At 56.3% G+C, this 21,269-nt stretch carries 16 protein-coding genes; 12 read left to right on the top strand and 4 right to left on the bottom strand.

Annotated elements, in window-relative coordinates; genetic code table 11:
• The first annotated feature begins 157 nt into the window (after nucleotides 1-157).
• The 5 genes from ACRQU7_RS18435 to ACRQU7_RS18455 all read left to right on the top strand — a co-directional run bounded on the left by ACRQU7_RS18435 (nucleotide 158) and on the right by ACRQU7_RS18455 (nucleotide 9,631).
• Nucleotides 158-1,204: a sugar phosphate nucleotidyltransferase gene (locus ACRQU7_RS18435; protein ID WP_141826638.1), complete on the top strand. Its 1,047-nt coding sequence runs from the start codon at nucleotides 158-160 to the stop codon at nucleotides 1,202-1,204.
• Between the two features lie 27 nt (nucleotides 1,205-1,231).
• Nucleotides 1,232-2,188: a ribose-phosphate pyrophosphokinase gene (locus tag ACRQU7_RS18440; RefSeq protein WP_038326125.1), complete on the top strand. Its 957-nt coding sequence runs from the start codon at nucleotides 1,232-1,234 to the stop codon at nucleotides 2,186-2,188.
• Nucleotides 2,189-4,147: 1,959 nt separating this feature from the next.
• A complete protein-coding gene (gene pth, locus ACRQU7_RS18445) occupies nucleotides 4,148-4,759 on the top strand; it encodes an aminoacyl-tRNA hydrolase (protein ID WP_444642536.1) in 612 nt (203 codons plus the stop codon).
• Nucleotides 4,760-4,837: 78 nt separating this feature from the next.
• On the top strand, nucleotides 4,838-8,293 hold the full coding sequence (gene mfd, locus ACRQU7_RS18450; protein ID WP_444642538.1) for a transcription-repair coupling factor: 3,456 nt from the start codon (nucleotides 4,838-4,840) through the stop codon (nucleotides 8,291-8,293).
• A 195-nt stretch (nucleotides 8,294-8,488) separates the two neighbouring features.
• On the top strand, nucleotides 8,489-9,631 hold the full coding sequence (locus ACRQU7_RS18455; RefSeq protein WP_444642540.1) for a peptidylprolyl isomerase: 1,143 nt from the start codon (nucleotides 8,489-8,491) through the stop codon (nucleotides 9,629-9,631).
• A 62-nt stretch (nucleotides 9,632-9,693) separates the two neighbouring features.
• On the opposite strand, the gene ACRQU7_RS18460 is transcribed toward ACRQU7_RS18455, so the two are convergent.
• Both ACRQU7_RS18460 and ACRQU7_RS18465 read right to left on the bottom strand, forming a co-directional pair.
• Nucleotides 9,694-9,930 (bottom strand): helix-turn-helix domain-containing protein, encoded by a 237-nt coding sequence (locus tag ACRQU7_RS18460; RefSeq protein WP_444642542.1) that lies wholly within the window; start codon nucleotides 9,928-9,930, stop codon nucleotides 9,694-9,696.
• A 30-nt stretch (nucleotides 9,931-9,960) separates the two neighbouring features.
• Nucleotides 9,961-11,136 (bottom strand): hypothetical protein, encoded by a 1,176-nt coding sequence (locus tag ACRQU7_RS18465; protein WP_444642544.1) that lies wholly within the window; start codon nucleotides 11,134-11,136, stop codon nucleotides 9,961-9,963.
• A gap of 399 nt (nucleotides 11,137-11,535) precedes the next feature.
• On the opposite strand from ACRQU7_RS18465, the gene ACRQU7_RS18470 reads away from it, so the two are divergent.
• Nucleotides 11,536-11,784, top strand: a complete 249-nt coding sequence (locus ACRQU7_RS18470) for a Smr/MutS family protein (RefSeq protein ID WP_141826644.1) — start codon at nucleotides 11,536-11,538, stop codon at nucleotides 11,782-11,784.
• 123 nt (nucleotides 11,785-11,907) lie between these two features.
• On the opposite strand, the gene ACRQU7_RS18475 is transcribed toward ACRQU7_RS18470, so the two are convergent.
• Complete coding sequence (locus tag ACRQU7_RS18475; RefSeq protein WP_170949953.1) at nucleotides 11,908-12,852, bottom strand: glycosyltransferase family 2 protein; 945 nt, start codon at nucleotides 12,850-12,852, stop codon at nucleotides 11,908-11,910.
• A 17-nt stretch (nucleotides 12,853-12,869) separates the two neighbouring features.
• A complete protein-coding gene (locus ACRQU7_RS18480; RefSeq protein WP_444645632.1) occupies nucleotides 12,870-15,311 on the bottom strand; it encodes a YfhO family protein in 2,442 nt (813 codons plus the stop codon).
• 548 nt (nucleotides 15,312-15,859) lie between these two features.
• On the opposite strand from ACRQU7_RS18480, the gene yfbR reads away from it, so the two are divergent.
• The 6 genes from yfbR to ACRQU7_RS18510 all read left to right on the top strand — a co-directional run bounded on the left by yfbR (nucleotide 15,860) and on the right by ACRQU7_RS18510 (nucleotide 21,225).
• Nucleotides 15,860-16,441: a 5'-deoxynucleotidase gene (gene yfbR, locus ACRQU7_RS18485; RefSeq protein WP_141826645.1), complete on the top strand. Its 582-nt coding sequence runs from the start codon at nucleotides 15,860-15,862 to the stop codon at nucleotides 16,439-16,441.
• A 111-nt stretch (nucleotides 16,442-16,552) separates the two neighbouring features.
• Nucleotides 16,553-17,611: an LCP family protein gene (locus tag ACRQU7_RS18490; protein WP_444642547.1), complete on the top strand. Its 1,059-nt coding sequence runs from the start codon at nucleotides 16,553-16,555 to the stop codon at nucleotides 17,609-17,611.
• A 108-nt stretch (nucleotides 17,612-17,719) separates the two neighbouring features.
• A complete protein-coding gene (locus tag ACRQU7_RS18495) occupies nucleotides 17,720-19,003 on the top strand; it encodes an aminotransferase class I/II-fold pyridoxal phosphate-dependent enzyme (protein ID WP_444642549.1) in 1,284 nt (427 codons plus the stop codon).
• Nucleotides 19,004-19,134: 131 nt separating this feature from the next.
• Nucleotides 19,135-19,458: a cyclic-di-AMP receptor gene (locus ACRQU7_RS18500; protein ID WP_038326145.1), complete on the top strand. Its 324-nt coding sequence runs from the start codon at nucleotides 19,135-19,137 to the stop codon at nucleotides 19,456-19,458.
• Nucleotides 19,455-20,327 (top strand): ATP-binding protein, encoded by an 873-nt coding sequence (locus ACRQU7_RS18505; RefSeq protein WP_444642552.1) that lies wholly within the window; start codon nucleotides 19,455-19,457, stop codon nucleotides 20,325-20,327. The genes ACRQU7_RS18500 and ACRQU7_RS18505 overlap by 4 nt, the downstream gene beginning before the upstream one ends.
• Before the next feature lie 28 nt (nucleotides 20,328-20,355).
• Complete coding sequence (locus ACRQU7_RS18510; RefSeq protein ID WP_444642554.1) at nucleotides 20,356-21,225, top strand: PSP1 domain-containing protein; 870 nt, start codon at nucleotides 20,356-20,358, stop codon at nucleotides 21,223-21,225.
• Nucleotides 21,226-21,269: the final 44 nt, after the last annotated feature.

Below are 21,269 nucleotides of genomic sequence, written 5' to 3' on the forward strand. Positions count from 1 at the left end.
AAATTAAATTTTGTAAAAACAGAGTATCTTTCACAAATCATATTCAAAAGTTGATTTATATCTTGAAAATTCTGATTCTTATGAGATAATAGAGATAACCTAGAATGTATTTTTATGCTCAGACGCTAATGCTATAGATAATCACGGAGGAAACAACATGCCAGAGGAATGCTGTGCAGTAATTCTTGCCGCCGGCGAGGGGAAACGGATGAAGTCCAACCGCCCCAAAGTGCTTTCACCGGTACTTTTCAAGCCGATGCTGCAATGGGTGATTGATTCCGCGCACGGCGCGGGAGTTTCCGGTATCTGTGTAGTCACCGGCTATATGCATGAGGAGGTCGAGCGGTACCTTTCCCTTCTGAACGAAAGCGGTACCTTTGCCCCGATTTCCCACGTTCTTCAGCCTGAGCGCAAGGGCACCGGCCACGCCGTTATGATGACCGAGCACTTTCTGCGCGGCCACCGCGGGGAAAATGTTTTGATTTTAAACGGAGACGCTCCGTTTGTCGGTTCCTCTGTGATCGGCGAAGCGCTGAAGGACCACGTTGAGAACGGCAACGCGGTTACCGTCATTTCCGCCGTTCTGGACGACCCCACCGGGTACGGCCGCATTGTGCGCGACCCGGAAACCCACCTCATCAGCGCGATTGTGGAACAGAAAGACGCTGACTTCGCGACCCTTTCCATCTGTGAAATCAACTCCGGCGCATACTGGTTCCGTGTGGACGACCTTCTGGACATTCTTTCCAAAATCCAGAACAACAATGCGCAGGGTGAATATTATCTGACCGACGCGGTCAAACTGCTGATTGAAAACGGCAAAAACGCCGGGGCCCATACCACCGGCGACGCAAACGCCGTGCTGGGCGCGAACGACTGCCTGCAGCTCAACGCGCTGAACTCCGTCGCCCGCGACGAAATCCTTTCCCGCCATATGCGCAACGGAGTGGAAATTCCGTGCCGCGACGGCGTGATGATCGGCCCGGACGTGGTCATCGGCAGCGATACCTGTATCTTACCCGGCACCATTTTGCGCGGAGCAACCGTGATCGGCTGCAACTGCACTGTGGGGCCGCATTCTTTTTTATCGGACTGCCGGGTTGGGGACGGCGTACAGCTGATTTCCGTACAGTGCGAAAACAGCGTGATTCCATCAAACAAGGCCGTTGCGCCTTTTTCTGTTATTAACCAGAATATAGTTTGAGTCAACAGAATACAGGGGGATATGCAAATGAACTTTCATGGCAAGGATATCAAGATTTTTGCTGCCAACGCCAGCCAGCGCGTAGCAAAACAGATTTCGGAGTGTCTGGGCCTTCCGATGGGCAAGAGCGAGGTTTCCACCTTCAGCGACGGTGAAATTTCCCTATCTCTTTTTGAATCGGTCCGCGGTTCCGACTGCTTTATTGTCCAGTCGACCTGCGCGCCGGTCAACAACAACCTGATGGAGCTGCTCATTATGGTCGACGCGATGAAACGCGCTTCCGCGGCGCGCATCACCGCCGTCATGCCGTACTTCGGCTACGCCCGTCAGGACCGCAAGGCAAAAGCCCGCGACCCGATTTCGGCAAAACTCTGCGCCGATCTGATCACCACCGCCGGTGCAGACCGCGTGCTGACCATGGATCTTCACGCACCCCAGATTCAGGGCTTCTTCAATATCCCCGTGGATCATCTTCTCGGCGCGCCGATTCTTTCCTCTTTCCTGAAAGAGCGCATCGGCGACGAAACCGACGATTACGTGATCGTATCCCCCGACCTGGGCTCCGTTACCCGCGCGCGCAATTTCGCCGCCCGCATCGGCTGCCCGCTCGCGATTGTGGACAAGCGCCGCCAGAAGGCCAACGTGTGCGAGGTCATGAACATCATCGGCGACGTAAAGGGCAAGAAGGTCGTGCTCGTCGACGATATGATCGACACCGCCGGGACCCTCTGCAACGCGGCCTGCGCCATCATGGACAAGGGCGCGAAGGAAGTCAACGCCTGCGCGACCCACGCGGTCCTTTCCGGCCCGGCCATCGAGCGCATTAAGGAAAGCCCCATCAAAGAGCTCGTCCTGCTCGACACCATCCCCCTCGCTCCCGAAAAGCATCTGGACAACTTTACGATTCTGCCCGTCGCCCCGCTGTTCGCGGAGGCAATCGAGAGGATTTACGAAGACAAGCCTGTTTCTCCCATGTTTGTCTGATAAAGGAATGAAAATGCAGTATCAGGTGGGGTAGAGCAATCTATCCCGCCATATTGCTTTCCCCTGCCCTGAATCGGGCGGGGCACCGGAGGGAGGGACGGCCTCCCCCGGCATATGTTAAATTCCCCCACCAAGTGGCGGTCCCTTCAAAAATCGGGGCCGAGTTGTAATCTTTTTCAGTCGGGTTTCTATTAGACTCCTTCCGTCAGGCTTCGCCTGAGTCCCCTCGGGGAAGGGGCAGAACCCTTGCCTCCCTCCGTGAGGGAGGTGGCGCGCCCGGCGCGTCGGAAGGAGTTTCTTCGGAAACGTATCAACGCAATTCAACAGATAGCTATCTGAGAGCATCGCCGCAAGTAGGAGTTGCTCGTCAGCTCTGCCCTCAGGCCGGGCGGGCCCCTACTTTCGCGTTTGTCCGAAAGTAGGCAAAGGACGCGCAGGGGGATTTTTAATTCCCGGCGGGAGGGTTCCATAAAATCCCCCTGCACCCCCAGGTATCCCCAAAGTGTCTTTATGAAATACGAAACCTGCATGGTTTTCATTGACGGGGAACGGAAACGAGTATTAAAATTTCTCGGAGAAGGGGCCCGAGCACCTGCCTCCCTCCGTGAGGGAGGTGTCGCGCCCGCCGCGACGGAGGGAGTCTCGGAGCAATCCACTCCCGATTTTACGTAAGCCGATTGGAAGCATCGCCATAGGCGCTTCCCGACCGGCAGGTCCGCCTGCCGACCGCATGGTTCCGGGGGGAATGGGGGAACTCCCCCCGGCCAAGCATATGTTAAACTCCCCACCAAGTGGCGGCCCCTTCAAAAACGGGGCCGAGTTGTATTCATTTTCAGTCGGGTTTCTTATTAGACTCCCTCAGTCAAGCTGCGCCTGCCGGCTCCCTCAAGAGGGAGCCTAAAGAGAGAGACCCCCTGCCTCCCTCCGTGAGGGAGGTGTCGCGCTCGGCGCGACGAAAGGAGTTCCCCCCTGCGCCTTTATTGGCGCATCAACGAAGGAAATAATAAAAAATTTTTAGCAAGTTTTTAAAAATTTAACACAAAAAGGACCGGCGGGGAAAAGCCATTCGGGGGACCCTCACCGCCGGCCTTCCTGCGGCAGGGCACAAAAAAACGCCGTACACGGATGACTTCATCCATATACAACGCCGTCAGGTGCAAACGGATACAAATCACCCCTGTACAAAACTGCAAAGAGGCGGTATAATAATATCCGCAGTGCGCCGATTATTCGGTTGCGTATGGAGGTGTATTCTCCGTATGCAGGGGGCGGGGTGGTGGTGCACCCCGTTCCTGCTCTGCACTTTTTATTGTGCCTTACAAACCGATTATAGCGCGTTTTCTTTGCCAGTGCAATAGAAATTGTAAAATAACGGAAGATTATGGAAATAGATGGGAGAAGCCCGTCCCTTACTTGGGCTTACAGCAAATTTCCCCAGCCGCTTCGCGGCAGTCCTTGCTTTTTCGTATCCCCCCGTCAATGAAAACCATAATGATACCGTGTCACATAAAGGTGCTTTGGGGATACCTCGGGGGTGCAGGGGGATTTTGGACTCCCGGCGTCGCTTAGAACGACGAAATTAGCTATTTGGTCGTTTTTTGCTTGCAGTCGAGTCCGCCGTAGGCGCTTCCCGACCGGCAGGTCCCTGCCCGGCCTGAGGGCAGAGCTGACGATCAACTCCTACTTGCGGCGATGCACTAATGAAAACCAAAGGGAGAAAATGTAGACTCCCTCAGTCAGGCTCCGCCTGCCAGCTCCCTCAAAGAGGGAGCCAAAAGAGGCCAAGCCCCCGCCTCCCTCCGTGAGGGAGGTGGCGCGCCCGGCGCGTCGGAAGGAGTTTCGGAGCATCTTTCTCACGATTTAATGTAAGCTAATTGGAAGCATCGCCGTAGGCGCCTGCCGACCGCATGGTCCGCTTGCCGACCGGCAGGTCCAAATATCAGATCGAGGTTACGGAACATGTTTAAAAACATCTTTGCAAGAAGCGCCGAGCCGGCCGGCCCGGTCGAATACATTGTCGCCGGTCTGGGCAACCCCGGCGGCAAATACGAGGGCACGCGCCACAACGCGGGCTTTATGGCGCTTGACTATATTGCGGAGAAGGCCGGGGCGCGGGTCGACCGCATCCGGTTCAAGGGGCTGACCGGTACCGCCGTGATCGGCGGGAAAAAGGTGCTTCTGCTCAAGCCCTCCACCTATATGAACCTGAGCGGCCAGAGCGTCACCGAGGCCATGGCCTTTTACAAGCTGCCCCCGGAAAAGGTGATCGTCCTTTTCGACGACGTTTCGCTGGAGCCGGGCCGTATGCGCATCCGCATGAAGGGCAGCGACGGCGGCCAGAACGGCATGAAAAACATCATCTACCTGAGCGGGAGCGACCGTTTCCCGCGCATCAAGCTCGGCACGGGCGCAAAGCCGAATCCCCAGTGGGACCTTGCCGACTGGGTGCTTTCCAAATTTACGGAAGCGGACAGAAAGGCGCTGTACGAGGCGATTGACCACGCCAACTCCTCTGTGGAGCTGATGGTGCAGGGAGACGCCGCCGAAGCGATGAACAAATATAATTCCTAACGAACGCATATAATAAAGAAGCAATGAAAAGAATGGAAAAGCGTGATTTTCCGATTCCTTCAGAATAAGGGAGATTTCATGAAATTTCTCACCAATGCAATCAGCGGCCTCAAGGAGTTTCAGGAGCTTGAAGCCGCCGTCAAAACCTCTGCGCTGCCGGCGGCAGTGACCGGGCTTTCCGGAATCCATAAAGCAAATATCATCTACTCGCTCTGCGTAAAATCAAAACGCAGGGCTTTTGTTGTTGCCGGTGACGAAAACGAGGCCCAGCGCCTGTGCGACGACCTTGCCGCCATGGGCATGAAGCCGCTGTTTTACCCCGTGCGCGACTTCAATTTCCGCGACACCGCGGGCAGCAGCCACGAGTACGAGCATCAGCGTCTGCAGGTGCTTGAGCAGACGTTGAACGGCGCGTGCGACGCGGTCGTCTGCTGTATGGACGCGGCGCTCCAGTACACCATCCCCCCCGCCGAGCTGAAAAAGCGCACCGTTACGCTGAAGGCGGGCGATACCGTCTCCATGGCGCAGGTGCTTGCCGCCCTGACCGCCTGCGGGTATGAACGCGCCGTTCAGGTGGACGGCACGGGCCAGTTCTCCCAGCGCGGCGGTATCCTGGACATCTTTACCCCGGACGCGCCCAACCCGGCACGCGTGGAGTTCTGGGGCGACGAAATCGACACGATTTCCCTGTTCGACCTGGAAACCCAGCGCCGCACGGAAACCGCGGAGCAGCTCGTCATCGCCCCCGCGGTGGAAGCGCTGATTGACAACCCGGGGCTTCTCGCGGACAAGATCATGAAACACGCATCCACCCTGCGCGGAAAGACGGCTCCCGCCGCCAGGACCGTTTTGACGGAGCAGGCGGAAAAGCTGGAAAACGGCGTCCGCATCGGATGCGCGGACAAATATATCTCCCTGCTGTACAGCGCCACGGCGACCCTGTTCGACTATATGGAACCCGGCACCCTGCTGTTCGTCAGCGAGCCGGTCAAGTCCAAGGAGCGGATGCGCAGCACGCTTTGGCAGTGGGGCGAGGACGTCAAGGACCTTCTGCAGGAGGGCACGCTCTGCCGCGGGCTGGACACCTTCAGCGGGGACTGGCCGTACGCGCTCGATCTGTGCGAGCGGCGCGGCGCGGTCTATCTGGACACCTTTGTGCGAGGCAGCTACGAAACGCCGGTGCGCACCCTGATCGGGATGACCGCGCGGCAGCTCTCCGTCTGGGGCGGCAGCACACAGCTTTTGAGCGAAGACGTACAGAACATGATGGCGACCAAGTGGGCCTGCGTAGTGCTCGCCGGGAGCGAGCGCAGCGCGCGGACCACCGCCGCCGACCTGCAGGCGGCCGGGCTGCCCGCGGGTTACGTGGAAAACCCGGAAACCGTCCAGCGCGGGACCGTTGTGGTCACCACCGGGGCGCTTTCCGCCGGGCTGGAATACCCCGGCGCGTTTTTCGGCCTGATTACCCACGGCCGCCTGATCACCGCGCCCGCCAAAAAGGCCAAGCGCAGCAAGAACAGCCAGGAAATCTACAGCCTTGCGGAGCTGACCCCCGGCGACTACGTGGTACATGCGTCCCACGGTATCGGCGTGTTCGAGGGCATCCACAAGCTCGACATGCACGGCATTGTCAAGGATTATATCAAGCTGCGGTACGCCAAAAACGACACCCTGTACGTTCCTGTCACCCAGTTGGACATGGTTTCCAAATACATCGGCCCGCGCGAGGACGCGACCGTCAAGCTGCACCGCCTGGGCGGCGCGGAATGGCAGAAAGCCAAGGCGAGGGTCCGCGCGGCGGTCAAGGATATGGCGAAGGAGCTGATGAAGCTTTACGCCGAACGGATGCAGGCACAGGGACACGCCTTCCCGCAGGACAACGAGTGGCAGCGCGACTTTGAAGCGCATTTTGAATACGACGAAACGGAGGCCCAGCTCCGCTGTATCGACGAGATCAAGAGCGATATGGAGCGGGAGGCCCCCATGGATCGGCTTCTGTGCGGGGACGTGGGCTTCGGGAAAACGGAGGTCGCCCTGCGCGCCGCGTTCAAGTGCGTTACGGACTCCAAGCAGTGCGCCATGCTCGTGCCCACCACCATCCTCGCGTGGCAGCACTTCCAGACCATCACCAAGCGCATGGAGGGCTTCCCGGTCCGGATCGAGCTGCTTTCCCGCTTCCGCACGCCCAAGCAGCAGGAGGAAATCCTGCGGCGTTTGAAGCGCGGGGAGGTCGACATGGTGGTCGGCACGCACCGCCTTGTTTCCAAGGACGTAAAATTCCACGATCTGGGACTGGTCATCATCGACGAGGAACAGCGCTTCGGCGTCGCGCAGAAGGAAAAGCTCAAGGCGCTGTGTAAAAATGTGGACGTCCTCACCCTTTCGGCCACGCCGATTCCGCGCACGCTGAACATGGCGCTGTCCGGCATCCGCGACATGAGCCTGATCGAGGAAGCGCCGCACGACCGCCACCCGGTGCAGACCTATGTGCTGGAGCACGACAGCGGCCTGATCAACGAAGCCATCCGGCGCGAGCTGCGGCGCGGAGGGCAGGTTTACTACCTGCACAACGACGTCGCCACCATTGAGCGCACCGCCGCCCGCCTGCAGGCGCAGATTCCGGAGGCGCGCATCGGCTTCGGCCACGGCAAAATGAACGAGCAGGAGCTTTCCGAGGTCTGGCGCCGCCTGATCGAGCACGAAATCGACGTGCTCGTCTGCACGACGATCATTGAAACCGGCGTGGACGTGCCCAACGCCAACACGCTGATTATCGAAAGCGCGGACCGGATGGGCCTTTCCCAGCTCCATCAGATCCGGGGCCGCGTGGGGCGGTCCAGCCGCCGCGCCTACGCTTACCTGACCTTTACGCCCAACAAGGTGCTGACGGAAATCGCCCAGAAACGGCTTTCCGCCATCCGTGAGTTCACGGAATTCGGCTCCGGCTTCAAAATCGCCATGCGCGACCTTGAAATCCGCGGTGCGGGGAACATTCTGGGCGGCGAACAGCACGGCCATATGGAAGCCGTCGGCTACGACATGTACCTGCACCTGCTGGCGGAGGCGATCAGCCGCGAGAAGGGCGAAACCCCGCCCGAGTACGACCGGGAATGCCTTGTGGATATGCAGATTCAGGCGCATATCCCGGAAAGCTACATTTCCAACCTCAGCCAGCGGCTGGAGATTTACCGCCGCATCGCGGACATCCGCACCCGCGAGGACGCGCTCGACGTGACCGACGAGCTGATCGACCGTTTCGGCGACCCGCCGGAGAGTGTAAACGGCCTGATCGAGGTCGCGCTCCTGCGCAATCTTGCTTCCCAGCTGGGCATTTATGAAATCAAACAGCAGAACGACGTTCTGCTCCTTTATAAGACAAACATCGACATGAAGCAGGTCGGTTCCCTCATTTCCTCCATGCGTTCCCGCGTGATGCTGAACGCCGGAGCGAAGCCGTACATCAGCGTCAAAATCCTCCCGGGCGCCACCCCGCTGGACACTTTGACCGAAATTCTCAACACGATCCGCGAATAACGTCATACCGCGCAAAAACTCACCGGTTTTCCACCAAGGTTTCACACAACCTTCACAAAATCGCCGGGCGGCGCACTGGACAAGCCGGATGGATAAGAGTATAATAATCTGGTGAAACTTGAATCAGGTCTTGTTGACAGACGAGGCCCGGCACCTGTTCAAATTTTGGCTGCGCACAAGCGCATGGAGGTAGTTATGTTAAAGAAGTCGAAAAAGGTGGTCGCCGCAGTGCTGGCCGTTGCCATGATAGCAGGCATGACCGCATGTAAAAGCGACAAAAGCTGGGCGATGAAAAACGACAGCCTGACCGCTCCCATCGGAGTATATATCTATAATCTGTATTATGCTTACCAGAATGCGCAATCCCTGGCGACGGACTCGTCGAAGCCGCTCCTGGAACAGAAGATCGACGGCAAGGACGCGGAAGCCTATATTAAAGAAAAAGCGCTGAATTCCACAAAGATGCTCTTTGTGATGAACGATAAAATGAAAGAGCTCGGCCTTTCCCTGACCGCGGACGAAACGAAGTCCATCAGCTCCAGCACGGATTCCCAGTGGGCGCAGGCAAGCTCCACCCTTGAAAAATACGGTATCTCAAAGAGTTCGTTCAATCTTGCGTATTCGGACTATTACACCAAATATCAGAAGGTGTTTACGGCCCTCTATGGCAAGGGCGGCAAAAAAGAAGTTTCCGACGCCGACCTGAAAGCCTATTTTGAGAAGAACTACACCGACTTTTCCTATTTCCTCAAGCCGCTTTACAACACCGACGCCAACGGCAGCACGGTGATGATCACGGAAGCCGAGCAGGCCGCGCTGGAAAAAGAATTCAACGGCTACGCGGCGGACATCAAAGCCGGAAAAATGACCATGCAGCAGGCTGCCGACGCTTATAAGACCTCTTCCAAACAGACGACCGACCAGCTTCAGTCCGGCACCGAAATTCTGGACAGCAATTCCGGTTTCCCGGCGGATTTCCTTTCCCTCTTCTCTTCGATGAAGCCGGGCGAGGTCAAGGCGGCGGAAATCTCCGGCACCTATCTGGTCGCGATGAAAAATGATATCACCAAAAAAACCGCCGAGCAGCTCGGTACCGAAAGCACCCGCAGCTCCATTCTGGCCCAGCTGAAGGGTCAGGAATACTCCGACGAAATCGAAAAGGAAGCGGCGGCGTACACCAACGTTACGCTGAACCAGAAGGCGATCGATTCCTATAAGCCTTCCATGTTTGAGACAAAGACCTCCTCCGCGGCGGCAGCATCTTCCGCGGCTGCGGCATCCTCCGCTCCGGCCTCTTCGGCGGCTGCCTCAACGGCAAGCGCCGCATCGTCCAAATAACCAGCCAAAACAAAACAAGGGCGAAGACAGAAGCTTCTGTCTTCGCCCTTTTCATGTGAGGTTTATTCCCTCTGTTTTCTTCTTGGATAGGGCGTTTCGACGTCCGCCAGACCGACAAGATAATCTATGCTGGTTCCGTAGTACTCTGCCAGCTGAACCAGAACCGATATGGGAACACCCAGCTTCCCTAATTCATAATCCGAATAGGTGGTCTGCCCAATGGAAAGCAGCCCGGCCAAATCCTTTTGTTTCAGATCCCTGTCTTCCCTTAAATTCCGAATCCTCTCATAGACTGTCATGTAAACATCACCCGAAATCATTATGTTTTATCAGTACAGCACCACGGTGCCGCCCTGCACGGCGCAGCTGCACTCATAGCTTTTTTGAGTCCCCGTCTGCGCATCAAAGACCGAATTGAACTCAAAGGAATCCTTGTCGTCCGCAAGAATATAGCGGGCCAGAAGGAACCGGTCGTCCACACAGGCGAAAAACTCCCCCAGCTCCTTGCTGTACCGCGTGTGGATTTCGGAATTCAGCACGCCGTCCACCCGGTAACCGTCCTCTTCCTCCGTAATCCGGTAGACCCGCGCGCCGCTGCCGTCGATACTGAACATGGCGGGGGCCTCGTCCTCCTTCAGGTTCAGCTCCGCCACAATCGACTTTTTCCCCGTCATTTTATCGTAAGCGCAGATTCTCTGGTCGCCGGTCGGAAAATACTTGACCCGGAAATACAGGCTGCCGCCGTCCATCCCGGCAAAGCGCACCAGCCCCGGGGTCCCCGCGCTCAGGATCAGCTCCAGTGGGGCGCGCTCCTCCCCCGTCTTGACGGCGACAATAAAGTCGAACAGCGGGCAAAGCCAGACGTTGTCGTTGATATTGTCGCCCAGCCAGCGGATGTTCCGGAAGCAATGCTCCTTTTCCTCCTCGTCGCCGTGCGGCTGCAAAACCAGAAGCTGTTTCTGCCCGTCCGCCTCGTAGGAAATTAATCCGGCGCTGTCAGCGGTACAGACGCGCGGGTCGCGCACATAATAGTACTTTTCATCGTCAATATCGTAAAGATACGCCACTTTTTCAAAACCGGTCAGCTTTTTGTAGTCCTCAAACAGCGCCCGGTGCTGCGCGTTCTCTTTGGTATAAATCACCAGATGGCTTTCGTCCAGCGCGGTGCAGTCCGAAAACCCGCCGATAAAGTTCAGCGTGGCCATATTTCTCTCCGCGCCCGTGTGCTTGTCGATCCGTAAAATCCAGGCATCGCTTTCCCCGCTTTCCATCACGACGATAATGTCCTCCGGAAAGCTGAAAAAATGCTGTACAAAAGCCGGATTGCTCAGAAAATAGTTCGCGATGATCCGCTCACGGCGCGTAACGCGGTTATATTCCAGAATAAAGAGGTTGTTGTGGCCTTCCTCTCTTTTCTCTTCTGCATAATAAATAAAATGATCGCTGATTTCAATCAGCACGTCGTTACAGCTTGCAAAGACGTTTCTCAGATCGACAACCTTCACTCCGAATCCCTCCCATTCTCTTTATTATAGCATAAAGGACCCGATCGTCCATCCCTGTTTTTGACTTTCCGGACGCTTCCTTTTTTTCAGATTGATGTTATAATATCAGTTGTATAATATTTCAGGCTGTCGATAAAGTCGTTTCTCCTTTTGGCTCCCTCTTTGAGGGGGCCGGCAGGCGAAGCCTGACTCTGATATTATCCTACAGCAATTCTATTTCAGTTTGTGAGACAAAACAGGTTTCTCCCCGCCTCCGGCGGGGGAGAAACCCAAACTTGTTGCAGAATCAACTGGAAACGCTGTAATCATATTCGTTTTTTAAATAAAAGGATGCTTTTTTGTTAGGCGGCTTTCTGCTTTTCCGGATTGCCGAAACAGAAAGATACGGTGGGGAAAACAATGCTTCAGACAAAACACGGCAGCGTTCTGGAAGTGGATATTCACGGCATGACCGCCGGCGAGGCCAAACGCGGCCTGGAGCAGCTTTTGACCCGCGCGGACAAAAGCATTTCGGAAATCCGCGTCATCCACGGCTACAACAGCGGCCAGGTGCTGCGCGACATGGTGCGCAAACAGCTCAAGCACCCGCGCATTTCCGCCAAGCTCATCAGCCTGAACCCGGGGGAAACGCGCATCCTTCTAAAATAACAAGCGGGCAGGAAAACCTGTCCGCTTTCTGATATCCTGAAAATTTCCCGGGTAATATTGCCGGTTCATTTCCGGGGCAATTTTTTACGGGTCAAAATTCTTCCTTTTTCCGTAAAATCCGGGCTATTTTTTAAATTCCTCGATCAGGAAACGCGGCCTTGCCTTGACTTCGCTGTAGATCTTGCCGACATAGCCGCCCACCACGCCGAGACACAGCAGCTGGATGCCGCCGAGCAGCCAGATGGAGCAGACGATCGCCGTCCAGCCCGCGACCGCAAGGCCCATAAAATACGAAACCAGCGCGTAGATCAGTCCCAGAATGCTCAGCAGGGACAGGATGACCCCCAGGGTGGAGATCATTTTCAGCGGCTTCACGCTGAAGGACGTGATGCCGTCCAGCGCGAAGGAAAGCATTTTTTTCAGCGGATATTTCGACTCGCCCGCAAAGCGCTCGTTCCGGTCGTAGTACACGTAGTCGCTCCGGTAGCCGATCAGCGGCACGATCCCGCGCAGGAACAGGTTGACCTCTTTGTATTCGCTCAGCGCGTCCAGCGCGCGGCGGCTCATCAGCCGGTAGTCCGCGTGGTTATAGACGACGTCCACCCCGAGCACCTTCATGAATTTATAAAAGCCCTGCGCGGTGGTGCGCTTAAAAGCCGTGTCCGTCTCGCGCTTGTTGCGCACTCCGTAGACCACGTCGCAGCCGTCGGTAAACTTGTCCACAAACTGGTCCAGCACTTCAATGTCGTCCTGCAGGTCGGCGTCCAGACTGATCGCGCAGTCGCAGTATTCCTTCGCGGTCATCAGCCCCGCCAGAAGCGCGTTCTGGTGGCCGCGGTTGTGCGCGAGCTTGATCCCGCTGACCAGCGTATTTTCTTCACAGTACCCGCTGATCATCTCCCAGGTGCGGTCGCGGCTGCCGTCATCCACAAGGAGCATCCGGCTTTTTTCGTCGGCGCGCCCGGCCTTGATCATGGAATTCATTTTGATTGTCAGCCGTTTCACCGTTTCCGGCAAAACCTCTTCCTCGTTATAGCATGGTATCACCAAATATACAGTAGGCATAATTTCCTCCGATAAGATCGTCATTGTGTCGTTTCCGGTGCCTCGGGCGCCGGCCGCACCTCTTCCGCCGGGAGTTCCTCGTATTTGATCCGGTACGTTTTCCGCTTGCGCGGCTTCCTTTTGTCATACGCCCGGGTTACAAGATAAAATACCAGATACAGCACCGCGCCGCCCGCGGAAATCGCCGCGCCCAGCTTCAGGCCCGGCGTCGCGTAGTCGAAGCGGATGACCGACTCCCCGGCCGGCACCTTCACCGCCATGAACCCGACGTTTACCTTGGCGATTTCCGCCGGTTTGCCGTTGACCTGCGCGCTCCAGCCGCCTTCCCAGGGGACACTGAAAAACACGAGCCGTTCTTTGTCCGCGGTAATTTTTGCGGTAAAGCCGCTGTTGTCACGCTCAAAAGAGGAACAGGCTTCCGACTTTCGGTTCATGCAGTCCTCGAAATAGGCGCTCTGCGTAAATTCACTGGACTGGAAATCGTCGTTGTGAGGAAGAATCCCGGCGTACTTCTGTACGTCGTCGTTTTCCAGCACCAGCGTTTTCAGCAGGAGCAGGTGACGGCTTTCCTTATCCACCTGTTCGTATTCCGCGCGGGTAATATAGGAATCGTAGCTGAACCCCATGGGGATATAGTAGTCGTTTTCATAAATATTGAAGCCGTTCTGCACCGCGTAGAACGTCCAGCCGGGCATCGCCGGGGTATCCTCGCCTTCGTCCCCCGCAAAATTCTTTCCGCTCTGTACCGGGTCAAACAGCCAGCGGCAGCTGGTCAGCCCGCGCAGGCCGTAATACTTGGCCTCCGGCCGCGAACCCACGTCGCGCTGGACGCCGATGGACGGATAGAAATCCATAATGGAACCCGGCACAATGCTGTGGAACGCCTGAATCGTCGGAATCTGCCAGTACATGGCCTGATTGTCCATGCCGTCGTAAACGTCGATGCGGCAGTTTTTGGTGTCGGGCAGCTGGATGTCTTTTCCGCCGTTGAGCGAATACGGAATCAGTTCCCGGTGGGCGGCGTCGCTCTGGGTCTTTCCCAGCGCGATGAAAAACAGCGAATACAGAACGGAAATCAGGGCCACACCGCTCATACAGCGGCGGATAAACAGCTTTTTGTCGCGGCGGTACCATTTAAAAATGATCGTCAGCAGGGTCAGGCTTAACAGCGAGATCGCCACATAAGTCCAGAAGCGGGTGGGGTAATCCTCCAGTCCGAAGGAGGTCACCTTTTGCCCGTCCTGCTGCGTCGTGGTCACCATCAGCCCGATGGGCAGCGCGATTCCCAGCGTAATGCCGGTCGTCCACTTGATGGCGCTTTTCCAGTCGATGCACTCTCTCTCGAGCGAAATCACCGTCGCAAGGCTCATCATCAGGGTCAGCATATAGAACCAGCGCGCGTAATACGACGCGTTGAAAAGCTGGAACGAGGAATTCAGGATCGGAATAAAGGCCATCAGGAACAGGATGCCCAGCAGCTTTTTCAGCCAGTGCTCCCTGTGCATACGCAAAAAGCCGATGACTCCTGTCATGCTGAACAGCGGCAGCCACGCGCCGAGCGAAGCCCACTTTGCTTCCGACTTCGGGGTAAAGTTGGGCCGGGCCGGAATATCCGGCGGGAAGAAGAAGCATTCCAAAATGTGGACATAGCGCTGGTTCCAGTCGTAGAGCAGCGCGTTCCAGCCTTCGGGCGGGTTGTCCACCCGCGGGTTCTGGATCACCGCCAGAATGGTCGGCACCAGCAGGACGGCGGCGCACAGGACGCCGATCACGGCCTCGCAGATAATCAGCAGGAAATCCCTGAGCGTGATTTTCCAGTTGCCGGTCAAAAGACGGGTAAACCCGTAAATCAGCGTAAACACGACTTGTCCCACAAAGAAATAGTAATTGACAAAGCAGCAGGCGAACACCGTCACCGCGAAGATGCCGCGCCGCCGGGTGTAGATATATTCGTCCAGCGCCCAGAGCATCACCGGGAAAAAGACAATCGCCTCATGAAAGTGGTTGAAAAAGATATTGTAGACCGAAAAGCCCGAAAACGCGTACAGCATTCCGCCGATGACCGCGTAGTCCGGATTTTTGACGTACCTTTTCAGATAAAGAAAGCCCGTCAGGGAAGCACAGCCGAATTTCAGTATCAGCAGCGGGCCCATCAGGTGCGGCACCATCCAGCTGGGAAACGGGATGGTCAGCCAGAAAAACGGGCTGCCCAGCAGATAAAACGAATAGGAGCCGATGAAATTGGCGCCCAGGTCGGTTGTCCAGCTCCAGCCGATATTGCCGCTGCGCACCGCGTCGTGGCACATCTGGTAAAACGGGACCTGCTGCACATTGAAGTCGCCGTAAAACAGAAAATAACCGTTATCAAAAATAATAAAAGGTATGAAAAAGAGAAAAGCTATTCCCATGCCGTAAAGCAGGGCTTTCAAATAATAATTTTGTCTCCCTTTGCGGGTCAGCACACCTGTCAAACTGTCGCCCCCATATTCCTGATTAACATATTATATCACACGGTTTTGTCTGAACAAAGCGAATTTAAAAATTACAAGACTGTTTCTTGCAATATTTACTGTTTGTTATTATATTGGTTATAATGTCGTAAAGAAGGACCGCCGTTTCAGGCTCCCTCTTTGAGGGAGCTGGCAGGCGTAGCCTGACTGAGGGAGTTTCGTCCCCGTTTCCGTACCCTCGTCAATGAAAACCACAGCAGTATCGTGTCGCACAGAGACACTTTGGGGATACCTGGGGGTGCAGGGGGATTTTATGGAACCCTCCCGCCGGGAATTCAAAATCCCCCTGCGCGTCCTTTGCCTACTTTCGGACAAACGCGAAAGTAGGGGCCCGCCCGGCCTGAGGGCGAAGCTGACAATCAACTCTTATTTGCGGCGATGCTCTCAGACAGTTATGCGTGATTGACTCCTTCCGACGCGCCGGGCGCGCCACCTCCCTCACGGAGGGAGGCCAAGAGGCCGGCCTTCTGTAAAATATAAAAAATAAAGGGGAAAATGCCATGTTTCATTTTTATGCGATGCTGTCGCGCATGAAATATATCTGCCGCTGGGGCCTGATGCGCAACACGCGCAGCGAAACCCTGAGCGAACACAGCTTTGAAACCGCGGTCATCGCCCACGCGCTGGCCGTGCTGCGTAACACGCGCTTCGGCGGCCATGTCAGCCCGGAGCGCGCGGCTCTGCTTGCGCTCTACCATGATGCGGCGGAAATCATCACCGGCGACCTGCCCACGCCGGTCAAATACTTCAACCCGAACCTCCGCTCCGCCTACCGCGAGGTCGAAACCGTCGCGCAGAAAAAGCTTCTGAGCCTTCTGCCGGACGACCTGAAACCAAGCTACGAATCCGTTTTCACCGCCGCACAGGAGGGCGACCGGGAGCTTCTGCCGCTTGTCAAAGCCGCGGACAAGCTTTCCGCCGTCATCAAATGCATGGAAGAAAAAGGGATGGGCAATTCCGAATTTATTAAGGCGGAAGCCTCCCTGCGCCGGACCGTAAGCGATCTTCACCTGCCGGAGGCCGACTGCTTCGTCGAGGAATTCCTGCCTTCCTACGCTTTGACACTGGATGAACAGGATTGAACTTCCATATTCTGTTCACAAAATTATTCTTTCAAAAAACTATTCTTTTTCTTGAAAGGGTTATAATATAGCGGTTATTATTTTAAAAAATGTCGATTGAGGACTGATGTTGTGAATAAAGCAAAGAAAAGCCCGAATAAGGGCAAAAGTAAAAAAGCTCTCATCCGAAATATAGCGATTTTATTTTTGAGTGTCGTCCTTCTGATTTCCGGCGTCGGCTGTGTTTATGCCGACCAGATGCTCGGAAGGATCAATTTTGTCCCGCTGGAGGACCCGGTTTCCAAGGTGGAAACCGCCCCGATTTTCCAGGAAGGAACCGCCAGCGGCGATACCAGCGCGCAGGCGGGCGTTCTGGGCGGGCTGTACCACGACGATGCCATTACCAATATTCTGGTCATGGGTGTGGATGATTACCAGCCGAACGACCCCGGCCGCAGCGACAGCATGATGCTGGTTTCGGTCGATTCCCGCCACAAAAAGCTGAAGTTGACCTCCTTTATGCGCGACATGTACGTCGCGATTCCCGGCCACGGCAGCCAGCGCCTTAATGTGGCGTATGCTTCCGGCGGCCCGCAGCTTTCCGTCTCCACCATTGAAGCGAATTTCGGCACCGACATCGACCGCTTCGTACTGATCGATTACGCGTCCTTCTCCAAAATCGTGGACAAGCTCGGCGGCGTGACCATGACCATCACTTCCGGCGAAGCGAAGCTGATTAACCAGAACTCCGGCGATTCCAGACGCAACCTGTCCGCCGGCACCTTCCTGCTCAGCGGCAAACAGGCTCTTTACTATTCCCGTATCCGTGCCATCGGCGATGACTTTGAGCGCACCGAGCGCCAGCGCAAGGTTTTTTCCAGCATCGTCAACAAGTTCAAAACAGCCAACCTCGGTACTATCAACCAGGCTCTGTATGATATTCTTCCCCTTGTTACCACCAATATGACAAAAAACGAAGTGCTGAATATGGCGACAAACGCGCTGACCTACCTGAATTACCCCGTCAGCCAGAACCGCATTCCGGCGAACAACGAATATACCTCTCAGCGGGTCTCCATCGGCGGTTCCCCCGCGGACGTGCTGGTGCCCGATCTTGAAAAATGCCAAAAAACCGTTGCGGATTTTATCTATGAAACGGATTTGCCGAGCAAAACCTATCAGGGAAAATAATCCGGTTGCAGCAAATTGCAAAACAATTTTGCGGTTGCGCGACTTTGTTATCAGTCTGACCGCACGGCTTGAGCCGTGCGGTTTTTCAGTTAAAGGAGAAAACCGTCTATGCCGACTCCGCTTTATACCGCGCTTGTGAACCACAGGGATTTAAACCGTTCCTCGTTCCACACGCCGGGCCATAAAAATAACCCCCTCTCTCTGCCGCAGGATTTATTTTCCCTTGATTTTACGGAGCTTCCGGACACGGACAGCCTGTTTGAGGCGGACGGCCCGATTCTGGAGGCAGAGCGTCTGGCCGCAAAGCTGTTTCATGCCGAGCGCACCTGCATTTCCGCAGGCGGCTGCACCCTGTGCATTCAGGCTATGCTCCGGCTCGCCGCGCCGGACGGCGGAAAAGTCGTCTGCTCCCGGGTGCTGCACCGCAGCGCAGTCAACGCCATGGCGCTGCTGGACATTCAGCCGGTCTGGGCACTGCCCGGGGAAATCGTCTCCTCTGTGGAAAGCAATCCGGACGCAAAGGCCGTCTATGTCACCAGCCCCAACTACTACGGGGAGCTGCTGGACATTCCCGCAATCGCGCGGGCCTGCAGGCAGGCGGATATTCCGCTTCTTGTGGACAACGCGCACGGCGCGCACCTGATGTTCACCGAACCCGTGCTCCATCCGCTCGCCCTCGGCGCGAGCATGACCGCCTGCTCCGCGCACAAAACGCTGAACGTGCTGACCGGCGGCGCGTGGCTCCATATCGCGGACAGCCGGTTCGCGGACGGAGTCAAGGAAGCCATGGCGCTTTTCGGCTCCACCAGCCCCAACTACGCGGTGATGGCTTCTCTCGATCTGGCCCGCGCGTGGCTGGAAGCGCACAAAGGCGAATACGCCGCCCTGCAGCAGCGCGTTCAGAAGGTCAGGCTCGCCGCTCGCGAGCACGGCCTTTCTTTGCCGTCGGGCCCGTCGGACCCGACGCGCATCACGCTGAACACCGCCTCCATCGGCCTTTCGGGCACCGCGGCGGCGGAGATTTTTCGCGGCGCGGGCGTGGAGCCGGAGTACGCCGACGGCGCCCATGTGGTGCTCATTGCGACTCCGTTCAACACGGAAAGCGATTTCGCCCGTCTGGAGGACGCAATCGATTTGCTTCCGGCGCGGTCCCCGCTTCCCGGAACGCCGGAGCTTCCTCCCCTGCCCCCTGTAAAAACCGGTCTGCGCGAAGCCGTTTTTTCCGCCGCGGAGACGGTTTTGCTGGAAGACGCGCTGGGCAGAGTCGCGGCGCAGGCCGCGTGTCCCTGCCCGCCGGGCGTACCCGTCGTGATGCCCGGAGAGGAAATTACAAAAGATGTTCTCCGGTTTTTACAGGGGTATGGCTTTTTTTCAATAAAAGTGCTAAAATAATAAAACAGGAATCAAACAAATTAAGCGGAAAAGCGAAACGGAAAACATTTCCGCGGATTTTGAATATTGCTGTTGGAATCAGATTTGGATATCTGTTCTTACCGTTAAATGATAGAAATGAGGGATTCATTATGAAACTGGTACTTGCGATTGTAAGCAACGACGACAGCGGCATGGTTTCCGCGGCGCTGACCAAGGACGGTTTTTCCGTTACCAAGCTTGCAACAACCGGCGGTTTTTTAATGGCGGGCAACACCACCTTCATCGTAGGCACGGAGGATGACAAGGTCGATCAGGTCATCTCCATCATTGCAAAGCAGAGCAGCCGCCGCACCCAGCTTGTCCCGAGCACGACAACCATGGACGTCGGCATGTACTCGTCGTTCCCCGTCGAAGTCACCGTCGGCGGGTCGACCATTTTTGTTTTAAGCGTGGATCGATTTGAGAAGGTATGACCAGTCTTCGTATCGGCGGATTTTCCGGCAATGAGGAAATCATAAAGCAGCTTTCGCTCTCCTTTGGTGAGGGCAGGCTTGCGCACGCGATTATTCTGGAAGGTCCCGCGCAGGAGCGCAACGCCCTTGCCGCGATGCTGGCCCAGGCCGCCGTATGCTCCGGCGAAACCCGTCCCTGCGGCAGCTGTCCGGGCTGTGTCAAAGCGCAGGCCGGTTCCCACCCCGATATCCTCACGCTGGACGGCGACGCGAACCCGCGCGCCTTTCCCATCGACGCCATCCGCCGGATCCGCTCGGACGCGTACATCCGGCCCCATGAAGCGCAGACCAAGGTTTACGCCCTTTACGGCGTACAGAATATGAGCGAGATTTCTCAAAACGCCCTGTTAAAGGTTTTTGAGGAACCGCCGGAAAACGTGCTGTTCCTGCTGACGACCGTGAGCGCTTCGGCGCTCCTGCCCACCGTGCGCTCGCGCGCGCAGATTTTTTCGCTGGAGGGTGCGCGCACGGAAACGGATGTCGACCCCGCGTATATGGAAAAACTGGCGGCGGCGATCACCGCCGCAAACGAAACGGATTTGCTGTATTTGACGGCGGATCTTTCAAAAGATAAAGACAAGCTGCGCGCCGTCCTGCCCCAGCTCGGGCTGGTCCTGCGCGACGCAGCAGTGCTTCGTTCGGGCGGGAGCGCCTGCCTTTCCGGTCAAAGGGAAGCGGCGGCGGCTCTCGGCGCGGGACTGACCCGCGAAAAGCTTCTTTCCCTGCTGAACGAAGTGCAGAAAGCGCAGCGCGCGCTTGACCTGAACGCAAACGCGGCGCTGCTGGTAACGGCTCTGTGCGCGAATCTGCGCGCCGGCGCCGGAAGATAGTCCCTATTTTACGATATTGGAGGTTCACATGGCCGAAGTAATTGGCGTTCGTTTTAAAAATGTAGGCAAGATATACTATTTTGACCCCGATGGGAATACACTGAAGCAGGGCAATATGGTCATCGTGGAAACCGCCCGCGGAATTGAATGCGGCGAAATCGCGATGGAAAACCGCCAGATTAGCGAAGAAGGCATTGTGCAGCCGCTGAAAAAGCTGATCCGCGTCGCCACCAAGGACGACCTGAAAAAGATGGAGGAAAACGCCGCGAAGGAAAAAACGGCTTTTCAGATCTGCCTGAAGAAAATAGCGGTCCACAAGCTGGAAATGAAGCTGGTGGACGTGGAATACACCTTTGACAACACCAAAATTTTGTTTTATTTTACCGCCGACGGGCGCGTGGATTTCCGCGAGCTGGTCAAGGACCTGGCGTCGGTGTTCCGCACCAGAATCGAGCTGCGCCAGATCGGCGTGCGCGACGAGGCGAAAATGCTCGGCGGGCTGGGCATCTGCGGCCGGCCGTTCTGCTGCTCGACCTTTTTGGGCGGTTTTCAGCCGGTTTCCATCAAGATGGCCAAGGAGCAGGGCCTTTCCCTGAACCCGGTGAAAATTTCCGGTACTTGCGGGCGGCTGATGTGCTGCCTGAAATACGAGCAGGAGGCCTATCAGGACCTCATCCGCTCCACCCCGAGCGTAAACTCCATTGTGACCACGCCGTCCGGCAAGGGCACCGTTACCGACCTGAACATGCTGACCGGCGTTCTGCAGGTGCGCCTCGACTCCGCGCCGGACGCCGCGCCCCAGACCTTTAAGGTGTGCCAGGTGAAGCTGATCAAGGGCGGACAGGTCAATATTGACCGCGGCGAGCTGGAGGAGCTTAAAAAACTGGAAAAAGATTAAATTTATTTTTTACCTGATTACGGTTGCATTTTTTGTTATTTATG

This window comes from Caproiciproducens puteiluti (genome assembly GCF_052442865.1).
Taxonomy (GTDB): Bacteria; Bacillota; Clostridia; order Oscillospirales; family Acutalibacteraceae; genus Caproiciproducens.